At 47.0% G+C, this 20,804-nt stretch carries 14 protein-coding genes and 1 pseudogene; 8 read left to right on the top strand and 7 right to left on the bottom strand.

The features are described 5' to 3' along the window. The 3 genes from J0895_RS04730 to J0895_RS04720 all read right to left on the bottom strand — a co-directional run. Positions 1-4,400, bottom strand: a 4,400-nt coding sequence (locus tag J0895_RS04730; protein WP_207086963.1) for a tetratricopeptide repeat protein, incomplete at its 3' end; no start/stop codon positions are given. A gap of 37 nt (positions 4,401-4,437) precedes the next feature. Further along, on the bottom strand, positions 4,438-5,415 hold the full coding sequence (locus tag J0895_RS04725; RefSeq protein WP_207086962.1) for a homogentisate phytyltransferase: 978 nt from the start codon (positions 5,413-5,415) through the stop codon (positions 4,438-4,440). 59 nt (positions 5,416-5,474) lie between these two features. Next, positions 5,475-6,386: a methyltransferase domain-containing protein gene (locus J0895_RS04720; protein ID WP_207086968.1), complete on the bottom strand. Its 912-nt coding sequence runs from the start codon at positions 6,384-6,386 to the stop codon at positions 5,475-5,477. 89 nt (positions 6,387-6,475) lie between these two features. Here J0895_RS04720 and J0895_RS04715 point away from each other — a divergent pair, with 89 nt between their 5' ends. The 4 genes from J0895_RS04715 (at position 6,476) to J0895_RS04700 (ending at position 12,120) form a co-directional block, all read left to right on the top strand. Continuing rightward, on the top strand, positions 6,476-7,960 hold the full coding sequence (locus tag J0895_RS04715; protein WP_207086961.1) for a methyl-accepting chemotaxis protein: 1,485 nt from the start codon (positions 6,476-6,478) through the stop codon (positions 7,958-7,960). Between the two features lie 232 nt (positions 7,961-8,192). Next, the gene (locus J0895_RS04710; protein WP_242541053.1) at positions 8,193-9,608 is read left to right on the top strand and encodes a CmpA/NrtA family ABC transporter substrate-binding protein; all 1,416 of its coding nucleotides are present in this window, start codon (positions 8,193-8,195) and stop codon (positions 9,606-9,608) included. A gap of 231 nt (positions 9,609-9,839) precedes the next feature. Beyond that, a complete protein-coding gene (locus J0895_RS04705; protein ID WP_207086959.1) occupies positions 9,840-11,174 on the top strand; it encodes a TrkH family potassium uptake protein in 1,335 nt (444 codons plus the stop codon). A gap of 250 nt (positions 11,175-11,424) precedes the next feature. Then, positions 11,425-12,120, top strand: a complete 696-nt coding sequence (locus J0895_RS04700; protein WP_207086958.1) for an NAD-binding protein — start codon at positions 11,425-11,427, stop codon at positions 12,118-12,120. 289 nt (positions 12,121-12,409) lie between these two features. On the opposite strand, the gene J0895_RS04695 is transcribed toward J0895_RS04700, so the two are convergent. From J0895_RS04695 to J0895_RS04685, 4 genes are all read right to left on the bottom strand, one after another. Then, positions 12,410-13,789 (bottom strand): aldehyde dehydrogenase, encoded by a 1,380-nt coding sequence (locus J0895_RS04695; RefSeq protein ID WP_207086957.1) that lies wholly within the window; start codon positions 13,787-13,789, stop codon positions 12,410-12,412. A gap of 182 nt (positions 13,790-13,971) precedes the next feature. Then, complete coding sequence (locus J0895_RS04690; RefSeq protein ID WP_207086956.1) at positions 13,972-15,324, bottom strand: hypothetical protein; 1,353 nt, start codon at positions 15,322-15,324, stop codon at positions 13,972-13,974. 62 nt (positions 15,325-15,386) lie between these two features. Continuing rightward, the gene (locus J0895_RS26245) at positions 15,387-15,509 is read right to left on the bottom strand and encodes a hypothetical protein (protein ID WP_277989781.1); all 123 of its coding nucleotides are present in this window, start codon (positions 15,507-15,509) and stop codon (positions 15,387-15,389) included. A gap of 47 nt (positions 15,510-15,556) precedes the next feature. Next, positions 15,557-16,141, bottom strand: coding sequence for a Uma2 family endonuclease (locus J0895_RS04685; protein ID WP_207086955.1), 585 nt, complete (start codon positions 16,139-16,141; stop codon positions 15,557-15,559). Between the two features lie 101 nt (positions 16,142-16,242). Between J0895_RS04685 and J0895_RS04680 the strand changes: the two are divergent. From J0895_RS04680 to J0895_RS04665, 4 genes and pseudogenes are all read left to right on the top strand, one after another. After that, positions 16,243-16,574: pseudogene (locus J0895_RS04680) on the top strand (DUF3479 domain-containing protein). Positions 16,575-16,904: 330 nt separating this feature from the next. After that, positions 16,905-17,360 (top strand): HEPN domain-containing protein, encoded by a 456-nt coding sequence (locus J0895_RS04675; protein ID WP_242541052.1) that lies wholly within the window; start codon positions 16,905-16,907, stop codon positions 17,358-17,360. Between the two features lie 3 nt (positions 17,361-17,363). Further along, entirely contained in the window at positions 17,364-20,042 is a 2,679-nt protein-coding gene (locus tag J0895_RS04670; protein WP_207086954.1) for a P-loop ATPase, Sll1717 family, read from the top strand. A 26-nt stretch (positions 20,043-20,068) separates the two neighbouring features. Further along, entirely contained in the window at positions 20,069-20,782 is a 714-nt protein-coding gene (locus J0895_RS04665) for a response regulator (RefSeq protein ID WP_207086953.1), read from the top strand. Positions 20,783-20,804 lie beyond the last annotated feature (22 nt).

The following is a 20,804-nucleotide window of genomic DNA, read 5'->3' as shown; positions in this document are numbered from 1 at the left end:
TGTTTCGGATTTCCTGCCCAAACAATCCCCACTTTAAACTGTGCCGATTCAAGGGGAAATTGCCGGGAATGGGGAGGATGAATATAAGGAATTGTAGCGGGAATTGTGGGTAAAATTGTGCCAAAAATTCGAGGCAAATTCATCAGGGGAATCCAACTCTCAAACTGTTTTAACTCCTCCTGATTGGAACTAATTACATCAATACCCGAAACCGTTTTTAAGACAGAAACCAGAGGCGAAGCAACCAATGCGACTACGCGGATTCCCTGTTGGGCAAGTAAGCTGGCATAGCGGATAAATTGGAGGGTATCCCCTAAGCCTTGTTCACTATATAATAGGAGTGTCTTCCCGGTTAAATCCGCACCCTCCCATTGAGGAACGTCAAAGTGAGGTGGGGCGGGGTATCCTGTGACGCGCCAACGCCATTCGTATTCGGCAAAACCTCCGGGCAAGTCTCCGCCAATCAGCAGACTGAGGGCGAGGTTGAGGTGAGCTTCGGCAGAGTCGGGCTGGATTTGGAGGGCGCGGTGATAGGCAGCGATCGCCCCGGTGGTGTCATGTTGTTCCTGGAAGGCAATTCCTAGATTAATTTGGGCGTCAATATACTCGGAATCCAGGGCAGTCGCCCGATGAAAACAAGCTATTGCCTCGGCAATTCTGCTTTCCTCCAGGAACAGCTTACCCAATGTATTATGGGCTTCTGTATAGCTAGGGTCAAGGGTAGTCGCCTCCTGGATATGGGTGACTGCCTCCGTCACATTTCCCAACTCTTTGAGGGCATTTCCTAGATGGTAATATGCTTGACTATGATGGGCATCCAGGGCGATGACTTGGCGATAGTGGGCGATCGCTTCCTGGAAATTGCCCTCGTCAGACAAGGCATTTCCCAGATTATAATGGGCAGGCAGACAGTGAGAATCCACGGCGATCGCTTGAGCTAAATAGGAAATCGCCTCACCAGTTTTCCCAAAACTGCGTAAGGCTGCCCCAAGATTGATATAGGCAGGGAGATAGCGCACATCGGCAACGATCGCTTGCTTGTAATACCCCACGGCGGTATTAATTTTTCCCCCTTGATGGGCGATCGCGCCTAACAGTTGCCACCCTTGCGCCTGATTGGGATATTGACGCAGCAACACGCGACAACGGCGTTGAGCTTCGGCAAAGTTACCCGCTTCGTAATCCTGGCGGGCGAGGGCAAATTCCGGGCTGATTGTCGGAGGTTCGGCGAAGACAACCCGCGTCGCCAACACCTCGGTTAAACTCTGTGCCACCTCATCAAATACCCCCTGCCAATCCCCTCGTTCCTCCTGGCGAAACAGGCGCATTGTCGGATACCAAGGGGAATCTGTGCGATTCAGCATCCACCGCCAATCCGGGGCATAGCTTAACGCTACCCAGACGGGTTTACCCAAGGCACCGGCTAAATGTGCGACTGAAGTATCCACCGTAATCACTAAGTCTAATTGAGCAATAATGGCTGCTGTATCGGCTAAATCCTGCAAGTGCGGGGCTAAATCTTGAATCGGGAGATTTTGCTGGCGAATTCGGGTTTCTTCCTGACCTTTTTGTAGACTATACCACTTAATGCCGGGAATGTTGAGCAGGGGGAGAAAATAGCGCAAGGGACAGGAACGATGGCGATCGCCCTTATGTTGCGGATTCCCCGCCCAGACGATGCCCACCTTAAATCCCGGTTCATTGAGCATCACCGGCGCTAAATGGGTGGGAGTGAGATAGGGAATCTGCCCAGGGATAGTAGCTAAGGTAGTCCCCATGATGTGAGGCAAACTCAACAGCGGAATCCACACATCAATCGGTGCCAATTCGGACCAATAGGCACTGACGCGACTAATGCCCGGTACGCTTTCAAATAAGCGCACTAAGGGTTGGTTAACCAAGGCAACGACTCGCCCCCCGCGTTTGACGAGTAAGGCGGCATAGCGGATGAATTGGATACAATCTCCCAATCCTTGTTCGGCATGGAGTAAAATCGTCTTACCTTGGAGATCGGAACCGTCCCAAAATGGCCCAGGAATCGGGGGTAAATCCGGTGCCGCTTTTACCCGCCAACGCCATTCATATTCCCGAAATCCTTGGTGTAAGTCACCTTGAATCAGTAAGGCAAGTCCCCGGTTGTTATGGGCTTCGCAGTAGTCCGGTTGCAGGCGTAGGGCGGTATCATAGCAGGCGATCGCATCCTCGACTCGTCCCATGTCGTGCAGTACCAACCCTAAATTATTGTATCCTTGGGCATAGTTGGGATTCAGGGTGATTGCCCGTTCAAAGTGAGGAATGGCAGAGTCTAATTCGTCCAATTCATGTAACACCATGCCCAGATTATTATACCCCTCCACATGGTTCGGTTGCAAGACAATCACCCGATGAAATTGGGCGATCGCCGCTTCCCGATTCCCCAGTTCCCACAGGGCATTTCCTAAGTTATAATGCAACCCCACTTCTTGCGTGGCGTAAGGTAACGCTTGGTGATAACAAGCGATGGCTTCTGCAAAGTTTCCCTGATTTTTCAGAATCATTCCCAAATTCGTTAAAGCCACCGGATGGTTCGGCATCTTCTCCAACACTTGCCGATATAACCGTTCCGCCGCTGTTAAATCCCCCTCCTGATGGGCAGCAATCCCTCGTCCTATTTTTGCCCTTAATTCGTCGGGGATTTTTGCGGAGTTTGCCGTCTCATCCAACGCCTCAATTAAGGCTTGTTTCACTTCCTCAAAAACACTCTGCCAATCCCCCGGCTGGCGTTGGCGAAACAGGCGCAGGGTCGGATACCAAGGCGAATCGGTGCGATTCAGCAACCAGCGCCAATCCGGTGCAAAGGGCAACAATACCCAAGCCGGTTTTCCCAATGCCCCAGCTAAATGTGCCACGGCGGTATCCACGGTAATAATTAAGTCTAATTCCGCCATCACTTCAGCGGTATCTCGGAAATGATTCAATTGAGTAGCTAAATCTTGAATCGGGACTTGAGGAGAGATTTCAACTAATTCATTTGACTCTTTTTGCAAGCTATAGAAGCCAATTGAAGAAGTTGCAAATTCTTCTACTAATTGGAGAAAATAACTGAAGGGACAAGAACGTTTGATAGAGGTGGGATTTTCATGATTTGCAGCCCAAACTACTCCAATTTTGAAAGAGTGAGAATGGACTGAATTTGGGGGGGTATCATTCAGAATATATCCCCCCCAACCCCCCTTAAGAAGGGGGGAGTCAGAGGCATTTTGGTCGTTGTTTACTAAAGATACATCAGCCCGCGCCCGCTGGCTTTGTTCGGATAGCCCCAGCCGGGAAGGGTGCGGGGGACGCACCATCAGATAGGGAATCTCACAGGGAATTGTTTCTAACGTTGTGCCAAAAATTCGCGGTAAACTCATCAAGGGCGCATGAACATCAAATGCCGGTAAAGGTTCATCCCGCAGAACCAGGATATCCACCCCTTCTAGCTGTTTGAATAAGGGAAATAGGGCAGGATAACACTCCAGGATTACCCGCCCGCCCTGGGCAGCGACAAGGGGAATATAACGGATAAATTGTAGGGTATCTCCGAATCCCTGTTCACTATGAAGGAGAATGGTGCGCCCGGTGAGGGGGGAACCGTCCCATATCGGTTGCGAAAATGGGCGGGATTTGAGGGTTTCTGTTTGCCACCGCCATTCATATTCAATGAATCCCCGTGGGTAGTCTCCAGATATGAGGAAGGAGAGGGCACGATTCCAATGGAACATCACGGTGTGAGGTTCGATCGCGATCGCCCGATTATAACAAGCGACTGCCTCAGCTAACTCCCCAGCGTCATGCAATGCCACCCCGAGGTTATAGTGAAATTCCGCTGAATCTGGACAGCGATCGCAGACTTGCCGATACTGGGCGATCGCCGCCTCTAAATCTCCCGCTTCTTTCAAGGCATTGCCGAGATTTGTCTGGATTTGCTGATCCTGCGGATCTAAGGCAAGGGCTTTCTGATATTGAGCGATCGCCAATTGAATCTCTCCCCTTTCCAGGTGCAAATTGCCTAAATTATAGAACGCTTTGGTATAATTACCCCGCAGAGTAATCGCTTGGCAGTAATGGGCGATCGCCTCTGCCTGTTGTCCCTCCAACTTCAGGGCATTTGCCAGATTGTAATGAAACTCCGGCACATTCGGATGGATTTTGACCCCTTGCTGATACCAAGCGATTGCCCCGAGATTGTCTCCTTCTTGGGCGGCGATCGTCCCCAACAGGTTCAATGCCAGAAGGTTCTCCGGTTCCCGATGCAGAATTTCCCGACAGAGGGTTTGTGCCTGGGCAAAATTCCCGGTTTCGCACTGTTTTTGAGCCATTTCTAAACATTGCGAAATAGAGAGTTGTGAGTAAGGGTTCGCAGATTGATTCACGTCCATTATTTAAAGGCTATCGGGGAGGGTGATGATCTGAAATTTATGCCAACAAACAAGCCACGGGAAACATGATATATTCCAGGAAAAATAGTTTCCAAATAAATTGATAGCAAGCGGCGATCGCCACTTTATCCTCTAAATCCACCTCACGACTGCGCCACCATAACCCAGTCAATGCCACGCTATGGGCGATCGCCAAGACGAAGGGATTGACTTGAGGTAACCACAAAAACGCAGCTACACTGGTAGCAATATAACAGACAATAATCACCCATCGCGCCCAATCGAAGACAGTACGCGCCCCCAACCGCAGGGTTAAGGTGCTAATTTGATAGATGCGATCGCCTTCCATATCGGGAATATCTTTAAAAATGGCGATCGCAAAGGTAAAGCCCAAAACAAACAGCGTCAGCGCCCATACCGACGGGGGAATCATCAAATCCGCGTCACCTTGCATCACCCATTGGTAATGTAAAAATAACCCTAAATTAACAATAATCCCGCGCACGGTGAAAATGCAAAAAGACGCCCAAAATGGAAACCGTTTTAAGCGAATAGGCGGCACAGAATAAGCCGTTCCCAATCCTAAACTAATGAGTACCGTTGCCAACAACCAAGGACCTTGTAACCAGGCTAATGCAACGGCTAAAATCCCCGTGATTGCTACAATAATTTGCCCTTGTTTGCGGGAAAATTCACCGGCGGCAACGGGTAACTCGGGCTTATTAATTTGGTCAATTTCAATATCAAACAGTTGGTTTAATCCAACAATATAGACATTTCCACAGAGACAGGTAAACCAAGTTCCGAATAAGGGCAAGAGGGCTTGAGCGGTGAGGCTGTCCCCAGAAAAAGCTAGGGCGATCGCAAACAAGCCAATCGCACTCAAACTGGTGCCAATAATCGTATGGGGACGGGTAAATTTCCAGAACGAATAGAGCCAAGGGGCATATTTCTGGACCACATTCATTTCAGCCGGTTGAGAAACCAAAGGGGGAGAAGGAGAAAGTTGGCTCATAATCTCGTTAAAAATACAATCATCACAACAGCAAAGACCGAAAAAACTGTCAATAAAAGTTAGGATTTTGTCCCACAGAGTAACCCATATCGAATTAACCCTTGCTTGTATCCATCGCGCATCAGCCCTAGAGCCAGCGCCCCTTGAATAGTTTGCCAACCGGACAATAATAATCCCAAAAGGGCCGAGGGGTCAAAGGCAGAATCAATGACTAAATCCCAAAATGGAGCTACTGCTGTGGACCAATCTGCAACCTGAATTCCTTGGAATCCAATTTCTCGGGCAATTGTCTCATATTCGGGTAAAGAAATCACATAAGGCAGACAATAAACCTTGTAAATTTCCATTAATTGATGCCGTTCGCGATCGCTCAGGGGTGCAGCAGGGGGAGCAACGGGACGATGACACCAGGTTGCCATCATCAACGCGCCTCCGGGTGCCAAAACCCGATAGCATTCCTGTAAAAACTTCTTTTTATCCGGCATATGTTCGCCGCTTTCCAGGGTCCAAACGAGATCAAAGGAATTATCTGCAAAGGGCAATTCTAGGGCATTGGCGACGCGAAACTCCGCCCTTGGACCTGGGGTCATGCTCCCCGCTTCTGGAGTCAAAAAGGTGGAAATTTCCGCTTCTGTAGCTCGTTCTGTAGCCCGGGCTGCCTGAACCGGACTCAGAGTAATTCCCGTTGCGCTGGCATTAAACTTTTGTGCTAAGTATAAAGAGCTACCACCGATGCCGCAACCTACATCTAAGATTGTCGAGACCTGGCCGTTGAGGTCCTTGGACAACTGCACCCCTGTCCAAGTCAGGAGTTCCTCAATTAAGTCAATCTGTGCCTGTCGTCGATCCAACCGGCGATCGCCCCTCTCTCCGTAATACCCGTGATGCATGTGTTCCCCCCAAACCCGTTCCCATAATCCGGAGGAAGCATCGTAAAACTGCTGAATTTGCTCGGACAAGTTGCTCGTCATCATGGCTGGTAAAGAATCAAAAGCCTTTAGATTTCAGTAAAGCAGCCTCTATTGTAAACGATTATGAACCCATTGGAGAAATTTGCCTTATGTTAGTAAAACGGTTACCCTTTAGCTGGGATTTTTCAAACATGAAAGTGACTTACCAGATTTTTGGGGGATACGCTGTTCCTATTTTTCTCTCAATTTGTGCGGCGATTTTGGTATATTTCAATGGGGTTAGGCGAGTCAATGACACATCAAATCAGTTAGATGCAGTTCGTGGGCGTGTGGATGAAGTCGAAGCCTTAGCTTATAGCATTATATCCATGCAAAGAGCGGCTCGGGCTTATATTATTTCTCGGGATATTAATGAATTAGAAGGGTATGAGCAGTGGGATAATATCTTTTATGAACAGTCGGAAAAATTGCGATTTTTAATTCAAAGCCCGGACCAACGGGAGAATTTAAAACAGATAATTGAACTAGGCGATCGCGTCAATGAATTTGACCGACGCTTAATTTCTTATATCGAACTGGGCAAAAGAAATAAAGCCGATCAAACCGCTCGTAGTGGAGAAGGCAAGCAAGCTGCAACCCGCCTGAAAGAACTGGTAGAAAAGTTTACTGCCACAGAACAAGTGATTTTAGAACAGCGAAATCAAGAGCGTGCGGATGCCTTAACGTTTCTATCTCGGGTTGTTTTTGGAACCGCTGGAATTACTGCCTTGTTAGGAATGACCATTGGCGCTAAAATTTCCACGGCGATCGGCCAACAAATCAACCAACAAGCGGCGGCGATCGCCAAATCCGCTGCGGATATTGCCGCCACCATCGAACAACAGGAACGCAGCGCCGCTTTTCAATCCGCTGCCACCACCGAAACCACTACCACCCTCGATCGCTTAAGCTGTTCCTCTCAACAAGCGGCGAACGAAACCACCCATTCCTCCGCCTGTGCCGATCGCGCCCTCACCCTCGCTAATCAAGGGACCGAAGCCGTTACCCAAACTTTAGCGGCAATGGCAACTTTAGAACAGAAAGTGCAGGATATTGCCGGGGAAATCGGCTGTTTAAACAAACAAACCCATCAAATTGCCAACATTGCCCAATTAGTCGGCCAGTTAGCCACCCAAACGAATATGCTGGCCTTAAATGCGGCGATCGAAGCCGTTCATGCTGGGGAGAAAGGCAATGGATTTGGGGTTGTTGCCACCGAAATCCGCAAACTCGCCGATCGCAGCAAAGAATCCGCAGATAAAATTCACATCCTACTCAGAGATATCGAAGCGACTCTCGGTTCTACCATCAAAGTTACCCAGGAAGGAACCATCAGCGTCACCGCCAGTAGTCAGATTACTCAACAAACTGCTGAGGCATTTCAAGGAGTTCGTACAGCCATTGATGAAGTTGTTGCGAGTACCGCCGAAATTGCCCTCGTTGCTAAACAACAAGCTACGGCAATCCATGAAGTGCTTGATGCCACCAATACCATTGATATCTCTGCCCGAGAAAATGCCGCCGGTATCACTCAGGTCAAAATCGCCATCCAACAACTTAATCATGCTGCCCAAGAGTTGAAAGCAATGGTCTAGGATGCCGGTATAGTATTCGTTAAAAACCGGGTTTATAGCCTAGGAAATATCATCTCTACCCAATTCTCCCAATTCTCCCAATTGTAATATGCTTCAAACTAACCCTTTATCACGCCCCAAAAATCATAATTTATCCTCAGTTTTCTGTAGTTGTGGCCGGATTCATTCCCCAGGGAACTGCGACATAAATCCCCCCGCAGATGTCCTGAATTTGAGAGAGGCTTGGCAGAAATTGTCCAACCATTCTCTAGGGGAAATTGTCACCGGAAATCATCACTGCCCTGAAAATTTTCCCCGCAGTAGTGAATCCCTGCTCAATCCCTTAATCGCCGAGTCGGAACAGTGGGCTGGCGAGGCGATCGCCCGGTTTGGGGGAATTGAGGCAGTGATGGCTTCAGCTTATGGAGTTGACGCCGAGGGCGGCATTCGAGATACCCTGCCAGACAGTCCGTTTACCCGGCGTAAATTTTTGCAACAAGTGGCGATCGCTGCTGCCTTGACTGTTTTAACTAATTGCGCTATTCCTGACCCTGAAAACCCCGACTCATCCCCGGTTAGCCAGTTAGAAAAAACCAATCTCAAAATCGGCTTTATTCCCATCACTTGTGCCACACCGATTATTATGTCCCAACCCCTAGGTTTTTATCAGAAATATGGATTAAACGTAGAACTGGTAAAAATGGAGAGTTGGGAACAGGTCAGAGATTCGGCGATCGCTGGGGAACTAGATGCCTATCATATGCTCTCCCCCATGCCGATCGCCATGACTTTGGGCTTGGGGTCTCAACCCTTTCCGATTAAACTGGCAAGCATTGAAAATATTAACGGTCAAGCGATTGTTTTGGCGCTTAAACATCAGGATAAAGTCAAAGAAGCCAAAGATTTTAAAGGCTTAAACCTGGGCGTTCCCTTCCGCTATTCGATGCATAACTTATTATTACGGTATTATTTGGCGAGTAATAATATTAATCCAGACCGAGATATTAACCTGAAAATAGTACCGCCTCCCCAGGCGATTGAATTGATGAAAGCAGGAGAAATTGATGGCTTTCTGATGCCCGATGGCAATGCTCAACAAGCGGTTTATGAAAAAGTGGGGTTTATTTACCTGCTGACCAAAGACCTATGGGAGGGACATCCCTGTTGTTCTTTTGCAGCATCTAAACCTTGGATTGATGAACATCCCAGCACCTTTCGCGCTTTGAATAAAGCCATTATTGATGGCTGTAATTATGCCCGAAATCCAGGCAATCGCCTGGAAATTGCTCAGGCGATCGCCGCGCCGGAATACCTGAATCAGCCGCAATCGGTATTAGAAGCCGTCTTAATTGGAAAATTTGACGATGGATTAGGGAATATCCGGACCGTGAGCGATCGCATTGATTTCGACCCCTATCCCTGGAAAAGCTTTTCCTACTGGATTACTACCCAGTTTGCCCGATGGGGAATATTGGACCGGCAAAATGTCCCCCACGAGGCGATCGCTGACGAAGTATTTCTGACCGGATTAGCCCGACAACTTGCCAAACAACTGGGACAGACCCCACCCACCCTCATCCTACGGGATGAAAAACTAAAATTTGGCCTTTTCGACCCCAGCGAACCCGACGCCTACCTGCAAGCGCAAATTCAAAAACATGGATTTTAGAAGGGAGCATCTCAATTTTGCCTAAAAACCGATCTGACCTCTCCCCCCTGCCCCCCTCCCCTGCAAGGTCCGGGGGGAATTGACGTCTTTCTCACCCTTCCCTACTAGGGAAGGGGGCTGGGGGGTTAGGTCTCTTTTCAAAATTGAGATGCTCCCCCCCAGACTTGTACTGACTTGATCGGCGATCGACGCTTCACCCTAAAATCAAAACAATCTCAAAGCTAAAATATCATGACTGTTGCTAGAACGATTTGTCTCGGCTTTCTGGTGATAATTGCGATCGGCACATTTCTGCTGCTGCTGCCCGTCTCCACCAGTGAGGGGACCTGGAACAATTTCGTCACTGCTTTATTTACCGCCACCTCTGCTGTCTGCGTCACCGGCTTAATCGTCGTTGATACCGGCACCCATTATTCTGGATTAGGCGAATTTTTCATTGTCTTGCTGATTCAACTGGGTGGACTCGGTTACATGACTGCCAACACCTTTCTGCTGCTGCTACTCGGACGGCGCTTGGGATTGCGAGACCGAATAGCTATTCAAAAATCCTTAGATACCGCAGAAATGTCCGGGGTGGTCCCCTTGGTGCGTTCCATTGTTGCCATGACCCTAGTTTTTGAACTAACCGGGATGTTCGTACTCCTGTTGATTTTTACCCCAGACTTCGGCTTTAACAATAGCCTGTGGCTGGCAATTTTTCATAGCATTAGCGCCTTTAACAATGCTGGGTTTAGTTTGTTTGCCGATAGTTTAATGGCTTATGCCGGATCCATCCCCATGAATTTGGTCATCACCTTATTGGTGATTTTTGGGGGGATTGGCTATCAAGTCATCATGGAAATGTATATGTGGGTGCGCGATCGCATTTCCCGAAATCCCGAACGAGTCGTCTTTTCCCTTCATTTTAAAATTGTCACCAGCACCACCCTGTTACTGTTGATTCTAGGCACGATCGCCTTCTTCTTCACCGAATCCTCAAATCCCCGAACCCTAGGAAATGCAGATTTCCTCGAACGGATACTCAGTGCATGGTTTCAGTCCGTCATCACCCGTACTGCCGGATTTAATACCCTTGATATCGGTCAAATGACCACAGCGGCCCTGTTTATCACCATTGCCTTAATGTTTATCGGGGCCTCTCCAGGCAGTACCGGAGGCGGCATCAAAACTACCACAGTCCGTGTACTGGCAAGCTGCACCCGTTCCGTACTCCAGGGACGCAACCAGGTCCTCTGTTTTGAACGCCAAATTCCCCCCGAACTGATTTTGAAAGCCGTTGCCGTGGTCCTCAGTTCCCTCGGCGTCGTCGTGGTTGCCACCATTTTGCTGGCGATCAGCGACCCCAACATAGAATTTATCGAGCTTTTCTTTGAAGTCATCTCCGCCTTTGCCACCGTCGGTTTGTCTATGGGGATCACCGGCAGCCTCTCCACCCTCGGCCAACTGGTGATCATCGTCACGATGTATGTAGGCCGGGTGGGAATGGTCATACTAATGAGCGCCATGATTGGAGACCCCAAACCCTCCAACATCCGCTATCCAGAGGAAAATTTGTTAGTAGGATGATGGGATAATGGGATTGGGGAGAGTTCCCTCTTCTCAATCCTCCCCAATTCCGATATTCCTAAGTACAAATCTCCCCAAAAAGTTGGTACTCTAACAAAAGTAAATCATGCTCTTGCCGTCACCACCTCTCAGCTGAGGGGGCGCAATGGATTCCAAAGCCTGGATTCACGAAGCAGTTGGCGGCATTCACGAATGAGATGGCATTTCTAGTGGCATCTGAATCCATTGATTCCAATCCAAGGTAGCGCCTGTGAATCTATCGTCTCTGAATTTCTTTCGCAATCTGCGTTCAGACAATAAGCAATTTGCCGTGATTGGGTTAGGGCGCTTCGGTCGCGCCGTCTGTGATACCCTACATGGATTGGGGTATGAAGTCCTCGCCATTGACGTAGATGAAAAAAAAGTCACCCAAGCAGTGAGCGAACAAATTTCAGCACACGCATTGCAACTGGACACGACCGAACCCTCGGCGATTCAACAGGCAGGAATGACGGATTTCGATACGGTGATTGTGGCGATCGGGAATTTCTTGGCCCAGAGTATTATTACAACTCTTAACCTCAAAGAGGCTGGGGTTAAGCACGTTGTTGCAAAAGCTTCCTCGGAAATTCACATGAAATTGCTCAAGAAAGTAGGGGCCGATCATGTGGTGTTTCCAGAACGGGAAATGGGTTGTGCCTTGGCGCGGACCATTACCACTCCCAGTATCCTCGATCGCTTTGAACTTGACCCAGAACATAGCATCGTAGAAACCATTGTACCCCCCACCTTCCACGGTAAAACCATTGCTGAACTCGAACTTCGCAATCGCTACGGTCTAAATGTCCTAGCTGTTAGTCAAGATGAAAAATTTGAGATTAATCCTCCCGCGAACCGGCGACTCCTGGGGGGAACGGTGATGGTCGTGATTGGATCGAATAAGGCGATCGAGCGATTGAGACCTTGAGAGAACGCTGGGGGACAGGTAGCAGATTCGGTGTCTATAGCAGATCCTTTATCCGTTGTGGAATGCCCTCACCCCCAACATAAGGCGGCCCAAAGGGGGAGAGGGGAGATGAAGATGCCATAAATCATTTAGGATTGCTATAGGACTCTAAAACAATCCTTATAGTTACTAAGTTCGTTATCCCTCTTAGGTTCGTAGTAACGATTGAAGTCGTTACTACGAACATTGGAAGAAATAACGACTGAAGTTATTGCTGATGTTTGCCCGGGTTGAAAATTATCTGATTACCCTACCCCCCGATGAACCGTTTGATAAACTCCAACTTGTTTTTATAAGGCGGGTAGCGGAAATTTAAATCAAAGCGGAAAGACTTTTCTAACACACTTTTGGAGTGAGAAAAGGTATCAAAACTGGCTTTACCATGATAAGAACCCATACCACTGTCCCCGACGCCACCAAAGGGTAATTCAGAAACCCCCAGATGCATGATGGTATCGTTGAGGCAAACGCCACCGCTTGAGGTTTCTCTGAGGACTTGTTGCTGCTGTTGTTTATCGGTGGAAAACAGATAAAGGGCGAGGGGTTTAGGTCGTTGGTTGATGATGGCGATCGCCTCGTCTAGTTTATCATATTCCAGAACCGGCAAAATTGGCCCAAAAATTTCCTCTTGCATAATCGGGGAGGTGAGGGAGACGCCATCGAGAACCGTGGGCGCAATATAGCGATCGCCTGCATTAGTTTGACCCCCAACCAGAACTTCTTCATCCTGGAGTAACCCCCGCAGACGCTCAAATTGTTTGTCACTAATAATCCGGCCATAGTCAGGATTATTGGCCGGATTTTGACCAAAAAATTCGGTAATCGTCCGTTCAATTCCCACTAACAAATCTCGTTTAATCCGGCGATTAACCAACAGATAATCTGGGGCGATACAAGTTTGACCCGCATTGATAAATTTCCCCCAAACAATCCGCTTGCAAGCAGTCGGCAGGTCAATATCAGTTTCGACAATACAAGGACTTTTTCCGCCAAGTTCTAAGGTGACAGGGGTAAGATGTTTGGCCGCCGCTTCCATGACAATTCGGCCAACTTGAGTCCCGCCAGTAAAGAAGATATGGTCAAATTTTTGGGATAATAACTCCTGAGAAACTTCCACCCCGCCTTCCACTACGGCAATATAACTTGGGTCGAAGGTTTTGCGGATTAAGTCGGCGACAAGGCGCGAGGTATGACCCGAAATTTCCGAAGGTTTTAAGGTGACACAATTCCCAGCAGCAATGGCCCCGAGTAAGGGAGAAATAGTTAACTGAAAGGGGTAATTCCAAGGGCTGACAATAAAAACAACGCCTAATGGATCGGGATAAATTCGCGCCACACTCGGGAATTGGTCGAGGGGACGGGCGACAGTTTTAGGTTTGGCCCAGGATTTAAGATGTTTGAGGACATAATTGATTTCTCGAATGACGCCGACTTCGGTCAAATAGGCTTCCAATTCAGACTTTTTTAGGTCTTTATTCAGGGCATCAATGACGAGTTCTTTGCTATCAATAACGGCTTGTTTAAGCCGTTTCAGTTGTTCGATGCGAAAGTCGAGGTCTTTGGTTTTACCTGTGGCAAAAAATTGGCGTTGGGCCTCAATCACGTCACGAATGCGGGTGGTAGTCAGCATGAAGGATATCCTTAATTGATGGTAGAGGTGAACCCAGGGCGATCGCCCCTCTTCTATTGTATCTATTGTAGAGACTCTTGGAGCGTTGCTGACCTTTAAGCTAAATTCCGGATTGATAGGAAGATGTTATCCTGGAGATTGGCTGAAGTGATCAACCACAGCGATGAGCCCCCTCGGGACTGTTACAAGGGGTTTTTCGCGAGAGAATTGCTGGGAGGTGAGGAAGTAGAAAAAGGCTGTAACCATTGCTGGGACTGCTGAATGGCATAGTCCAAAGCGGTCTGATAAGCGGTGATTTTTTGTGCGACTAAGGGATGTTTACTATGAGTGGGAGGGACGGTTTGCAGGAGGGCGATCGCCTCTTGCCATTGAGAGGCGATCGCATTCCAGTCATAGAGGGAAAAGGCTGATTTTGTGAGTTGGCTGGCCGTTTCCGCAGTCGCCACAGCGCGCTCAAAGGGGTCAGTTTGCTCGATTTGTTCCCCTGTGTAAGCCAGATTTAGCTGAGATTCGGCTAAGAGTTGTTCCGCCAAGGCTCGTTTGGAATGGCTGGGAGGGACGCTTTTGAGGTGAGCGATCGCCTTTTGCCACTCCCCCCTCACCGCTTCCCATTCCCCCATTGAATTCGCCGTTTTTTCCAGCTTTCGGGCGCTTTCCACTTGATCGACTGCCCGACTATAAGGGTCAAGCTGGGCAATTTGCTGATGCACTTGAGTGAGATGGCTTTCGTATTCTGGGATTTTTGGGGCGGCTAAGGTTGCTTTTTCATCGTCCGGGGAAATGCTGACTAAGATGGCAAGGGCTTGTTTCCACACCAGGGCAACTTTCTCCCATTGTTCCATCGTTGAGGCAGTTTTAGTCAGTTCCTTGGCTTCCTCTGCTTTAGCTATTCCCTGATAAAAGGGGTGAAATTCCAAGAGTTTTTGTTCAGAAAAAGTGAGGTTTCTCTCATATTCCACCCGCTTTTGTTGAATGAGAGAATACTGGGGATAGGTTGCCGGGATTACCTGTAACTGCGTCACTGCGTCCTGCCAAGCCTGTACACCTTCCTCCCAGTCCCGTTTATCACGGGCAACGCGAGTGAGAACAGAGGCTCGACCTCCTTTAGTGAGGGCGGGTTTCAAGGGGTCTAATCGGTCAAATTGCTGGCGGGCATAAGTGAGGTTTTTGCGATAAACCGGGAGTCTTTGTTGGGCAAAATCCCAGTGAGAATGTTCCCTGGATACGGTTTCCAATCGGGCGATCGCCTCCTGCCAATGCTGTGCCACCCTATCCCACTGTTCCCATGTCCTGGCACTTTGGGTTAAATTAGCCGCTAGGGTTGCCTTGGCGACTGCTTCCGAAACCGGGTCGGGATTCTCCTCAGCAGACTTGGAAATCGACTCCACCGCCGGTGCAGCAGTTGCCTCGAATAGGATACTCGGATTACATCCGGCAATCATCACCGACAGCAGGGCGATCGTAATCGGGGGAAGGTATATCCCCAGGCAGGCGGGGGATATGCCATTAAAGGGAGACAGACTTGGTAGTTGCATAACCTGATTTGGAGATAGAGACTTGGCGATCGACAGAGGCAATTTACGCTCTTTGTATCGTTTTAGCGCGATCGCCAGACGATCGGGGCACTCCCAGTAATTTTTCTGCCTTTCGACTGATAGCGGCCTCCGTCTTTAGGTCTTATAAATTCATGTCGGCGGTGATTACATCTATCTATAGACATAAATTACAGCTATCCTCTCCCTCCAACTAACAGGATTGGGACAGGGATTAAGGAGAAATTGCTGGAAACACTCGATTCAGGTCCAGGATTAATTCCTCAAACCCGGGAATAGAAACCGTTTCATTCGGTAACTTGACTTGTTTTTGCCGATAGTCAAAGGTTCCGCTTAATTTTTGATAAGGAGTCGTATAAATTTCCAGTTGCTTTTCTAATAAATTAACAATCCAATAGTCTGAAATTCCCGCTTCAGCATACAAGGGTAATTTCACCTGGCGATCGTAGTCCAAAAAAGAATCGGCAATTTCGATAATCAGCAAAATATCATCTGGCATCGGATGATGGGAGAGGTAGTTATCGTCCCGGTTTCTTACCAGGGTAAAATCTGGTTCCGGTTCGGTATGATTCGGCAGGGTAATCGGGTCCTGACAGCGAATTTTAGCTTGACCTGACAACATTAAAATAAGTAGTTCGTTCAGGTTCATACAACAAACAGCATGGGGTTTACCTTTCGAGACCATTTCAATTGCTTCTCCTTGGATTAATTCAGTGCGATCGCCTTCCGGGAAAAATCCCAGTTCGATGAGACGATGATACTCTTCAATAGTAAAGCGTTTGGCCGTAGCGAGGGTCATAGGACTGCGGGAGTTAACGACTCTCTCAATTCTACCATACCATTTCCCAACTTCCAATTATTCCGCTACAATTAAACCAGTCAAATTAATCAAATCAATTTATGAAACGGATTGTTTTAATTGCGGGATTTGAATCCTTTAACGCCGACTTGTACCGGCAGGCCGCACAAGTGGCAATTTCGCGCTGTCCTGAGTTGGATATTCGGGTTTTTAGTGACAGAGACCTCACTGCAAAACCGGACGAGGTAGCAACGGCACTCCAAGACGCCGATGTATTTTTGCCAGTCTAATTTTTGACTATGATTCTGTCATCGAGTTGCGTTCCAAGGTCCAGCAGATTCCCATTCGCCTTGTCTTTGAGTCTGCCTTGGAACTGATGATTCTAACACAGTGTGGCCGGGTAATAATATTTTCAAAAACCCCAAAAATATAAAGTTTTTGCAGAATTTTTAGAGCAAAAATTTGGTGGGTTGGGAGGAGGTTTAATTTTTTAGGCTAAATTCCCTAGGTATTGCGATATAGCTCAATCAATTCAAGAGTGTTGAAAAAGCAAGGAGACATATTTTAGAAGCGATTTTATGTTGTTTAGAAATCAGAAAAAAAAGGAATGTTCGTGACAGTTACCTCTGCTCCAGTAGAGATTTCCGCTGAATGGCTAATTTAATTTAATTTAACCATTTTAAAAATTAGAGAGTAAGTTGCAAAAAATCCTACAATATGCTAGTCTAGTCTAGTAAAAAAACTAACAAGAGAGGTATAATGCTTGGCAAAAGCAAAAGCTCCAGATAGCTATGATAGGCGTTTACAATTAGGTGCTTCCCGTCGTCGGCTAGAAGATGCGGAATCATTGTTTGATAGTCATCGGTGGACGGGTTCTATGTATTTAGGCGGTTATGCTATCGAATGTTCCTTGAAATCATTAATTTGTTATAAAGAAGAAAAATCGAATTTAAAGGAAACTAAACCCTTTAAAGATGGACTCCAGGGTTCAAATTTGCACAATCTGACCCAATTATTAGGAAATGTTGAGTCGATTGAAAAAGCTATTGAGCTGGATAGAACCAAAGGTTATAAAACTGCCTGGACTACGGTTTGCTCCTTATGGCGTAGTGATGATTTGCGCTACTCAAATAAATTAGGGGATGAACAGGAATGTAAAAATTTTATAGAGGCGGTTAAAAAAATATACCAATTAATTTTAAGTCAACAAGGAGAATAATTAGTGGATTTTACAAATGTTCCTCAAGAAATCATAACTCAGTTGGAAAAAGAACTTTACCTAGAAGATGAGCAAGCCAATGTCCGGGTAAAACGGACATCATTGGGGTGGATAAAAATCTATATTGTGACTCGTTGCTTTGAAAGGCTGTCGTTAGAAGAACGAGAAAATAAAATTGATGACTTACTAGCACCGATTGATTTCAATTTAGGTCAATACCCCGTTTCAGGCTATCAGTTGTTGACTCCAGAAGAGGCGGATGAACAGGGTCCAGAATCTATTCAGCTTCCTTTACCACTTTGGTCCGATCTGTTAATGGCACCCGAACCCGATCAAGTAGCTGACTTGTTGGACGAGGAGATTTCTCCTCGTCCATTAGTGGTCACATTTTACTCCTTCAAGGGTGGTGTTGGTCGTTCCACCGCTTTAGGGTTAGTGAGCGGTATTTTAGCCCGCCGCAATCGTCGAGTCGTGATGGTCGATTTAGATCTAGAAGCGCCCGGAATTTCTATTTTATTTAAACCGGACATGGATCGATCTAATTCAGAACAGTATGGTGTGGTGGATTATCTACACCAACGCTTTTTAACTCCCGATCAAGATATTCCGAGTCTGGAAAATTGTATCGCTGGGATTAATTTACGCAGTCGAGGTGAATTATTTTTAGTTCCGGCTGGAGAGTATGACGAAAATTACATTCATCGATTGGCTGATTTGGATCGGGGAACGTTACAACTGTTTTATAAAAGGGAAGTTAATCCCGTTAGTCAGTTAATTGAAGATATTAAAGCTAAAATTAATCCGGATATTATTCTGATTGATGCGCGTCCGGGTTTTAATGACACCAGTGCGATCGCCTTGTTTGATTTAGCAGATACTGCCATCCTCTGCTTTTCCCCCACAGATCAAAGCTTTGAAGGGTTAAAGTGGGTTGTCCGAGGGATTCTTAAACAGCGTCAGTACCGAGGCAAGCCGGATCTCCGATTTTTGCTCACTCCGATGCCTAGCGTTGCACCGGATCAGCTTCAAATCTCGATTGACCGAGTTGAAAACTGGATTGAAGAAAATTGGGGCATCCCCCAAGGAACAACCGTGAGTGAGCTTTACGATAAAGTGTATTACAACCCCAGTCTGATCACTTTATCAAGTCTTGTTAATGATGTTCCTGATAGCCTAATCACGGCTTATTTGCCTATTGCTGAGAAGATCGATGCCAGCTTACCGGATATTACCCAAAAACCGATCCAACCCAGTCTTGATCGGAAAGCAATTTTAAATCAACTTCAATTTCAAGCGCCTAGAGCACAAGACATTGAAGCTAGTGAGATTCCCAATATTTTTCAAAAGACCGAAGATTTTCCCAATTTTCTTAATCAAAAAACTTGGTTAATTCGGGGGGCTAAAGGAAGCGGAAAGAGTTTATTATTTAGATTTTTTGTAGAGCAGCCAGATGAAGCCAAACAACTCGCTGAATCCGATGTTGATCTCCGGGATGTTTGTTTTATTCCCGGACATGGAGAACAACGATTAGAAGGACCTATTTTAGGAAGCATAGATATCAGAAGTTATGAACACCAAGTCGGGGAGAATAGCTGGCAAAACTTTTGGCTTAACTACGCTTTATTACAACTGTGCCATGCTAAACCCGAGTTCCGTTCTCTTCCGGATTTTGATAAAGAATTAGGAACTTTAAGTGCTGAACAGAACCCATCCCATGAGAGCATAGTCTCCTGGTTAGTACAGCGTGCTAAATCTCCACAAGCTGCATCAAAAGCGGGGGATCAATTAAGGGCTATCAATCGCTGGTTGCAAGAGCATCATCAACGGGTATGGCTCCTCTATGATGAACTTGATGTGGGATTTGGTCATGCAGAAGCTGATTATAATCGTCGCAGACAAGCACTAAATGCGCTGCTGGCTTGGTGGTTGGAGGATGGATCTGCCCTCGGTAAAATTGTCCCTAAAATATTTTTACGGGAAGATATTTGGGAACAACTTAATTTTACAAACAAAGGACATTACACAACAGCAAAAACTCTACCATTACGCTGGGATGAAGCGGACCTATGGCGACTGGTATTGCGTCAAATTTTAAAAAGTTCAGAGGCTTTTCGAGATTGGTTAGGGAATCAATTTGGGGTAACAGTAGAACGATTGAATAGGATTGAGCTAGAGCAATTACGAAAAAGCTTATATCCACTTTGGGGGGAACGAATGGGAAAGGGGAAAAAAGCCTATACCTATAATTGGATTCGCACCCGAATTGAGGATAGTCAAGAGAATCGCTTCCCCCGTAGCCTCATTTTACTCCTAGAGGAGGCCGTTAAAAAAGAGAAAGAGATTTCAACGGAATACAGTGCGGAGGTGATTGTGCGTCCGAAAGCACTGATTGATGCGTTTCCTTATGTGTCGGAACAACGAGTGGATGAAGTTCGGAATGAGTATCCGGAACTAGCGGAGTCTTTAAATCAACTAGCAGAGGAGCGTTCTCCGATTGATGCCACTCGCCTAGGGGAGCTTTGGAAGTTAAATAATGACCAATTAACAAGCCGGATTCGTGATATGATTGATGCGGGTATTTTCACAAAACGGACTCGTCCTCAAGACCCTCCCCCCGGGGTCTATGCTGTGGCAGAATTATATCTATATGGATTAAAAATGGTCCGAAAGGGGCAACGATAGTTCAGGGAGTTGAGCTTGTACAAAACATGAATTCTGATAGAATCAACGAAATTTTCAATGGAATCATCTCCCTAATCCAGGCCGTAATCTGGCCTGCTTTTGCCGTTTTTTTCGTGGTTTACTTTGGAGACTCTTTAAAGAAACTCCTCAATAATGTTAGCGAATTTAGCTTAAAAGCAGGGCCATCGGGAGTGGAGGCCAGTGTTAAGCGACAACTGGAGTCAGCGGCAATGCTAGGCGCAGCTTCAGGACAGAAAAAATCCAGTCAAGAGTCCTCAGATAATGGGGAAGATACGGATGTAAATGATGAATATCGAAAAATTATTCATGCGATCGCCCGCGTTTCTGACCCTAAAATTTCTGAGGAATTGCTGACCAAAAAGGTGCTATGGGTAAATGATTGCTTAGAAGAAAATAGTTATGAGCAAAAAGCCTTAGAAGTCTTAGGGGTTCAATGTAGTTTTTCTCGGAATACGGAAGAGGCGATCGCCCAAATAAAAGCCAGTCCCTATCATGCAATCATCTCGGATATCGAACGTCCCCCAGACGATCGCGCCGGTTACACCCTACTCGAAGAAATCCGGCGATCGGGCTATTATATGCCTTATATCCTCTACGATCGCATCATCCTCACGGAACACCAAAGCGAAGCGAAACGACTGGGTGCAAACGGCTGTACCACCCAACCCACAGAACTCTTTGAAGCGATTATTTCAGCCTTAGTGGGCGATCGCAATTAACCCAAGCAGTCGCATTCCCTAA

Source organism: Phormidium pseudopriestleyi FRX01 (genome assembly GCF_017313335.1).
GTDB lineage: Bacteria > Cyanobacteriota > Cyanobacteriia > Cyanobacteriales > Laspinemataceae > Laspinema > Laspinema pseudopriestleyi.
This window is presented reverse-complemented; position numbering and strand designations above follow the sequence as displayed.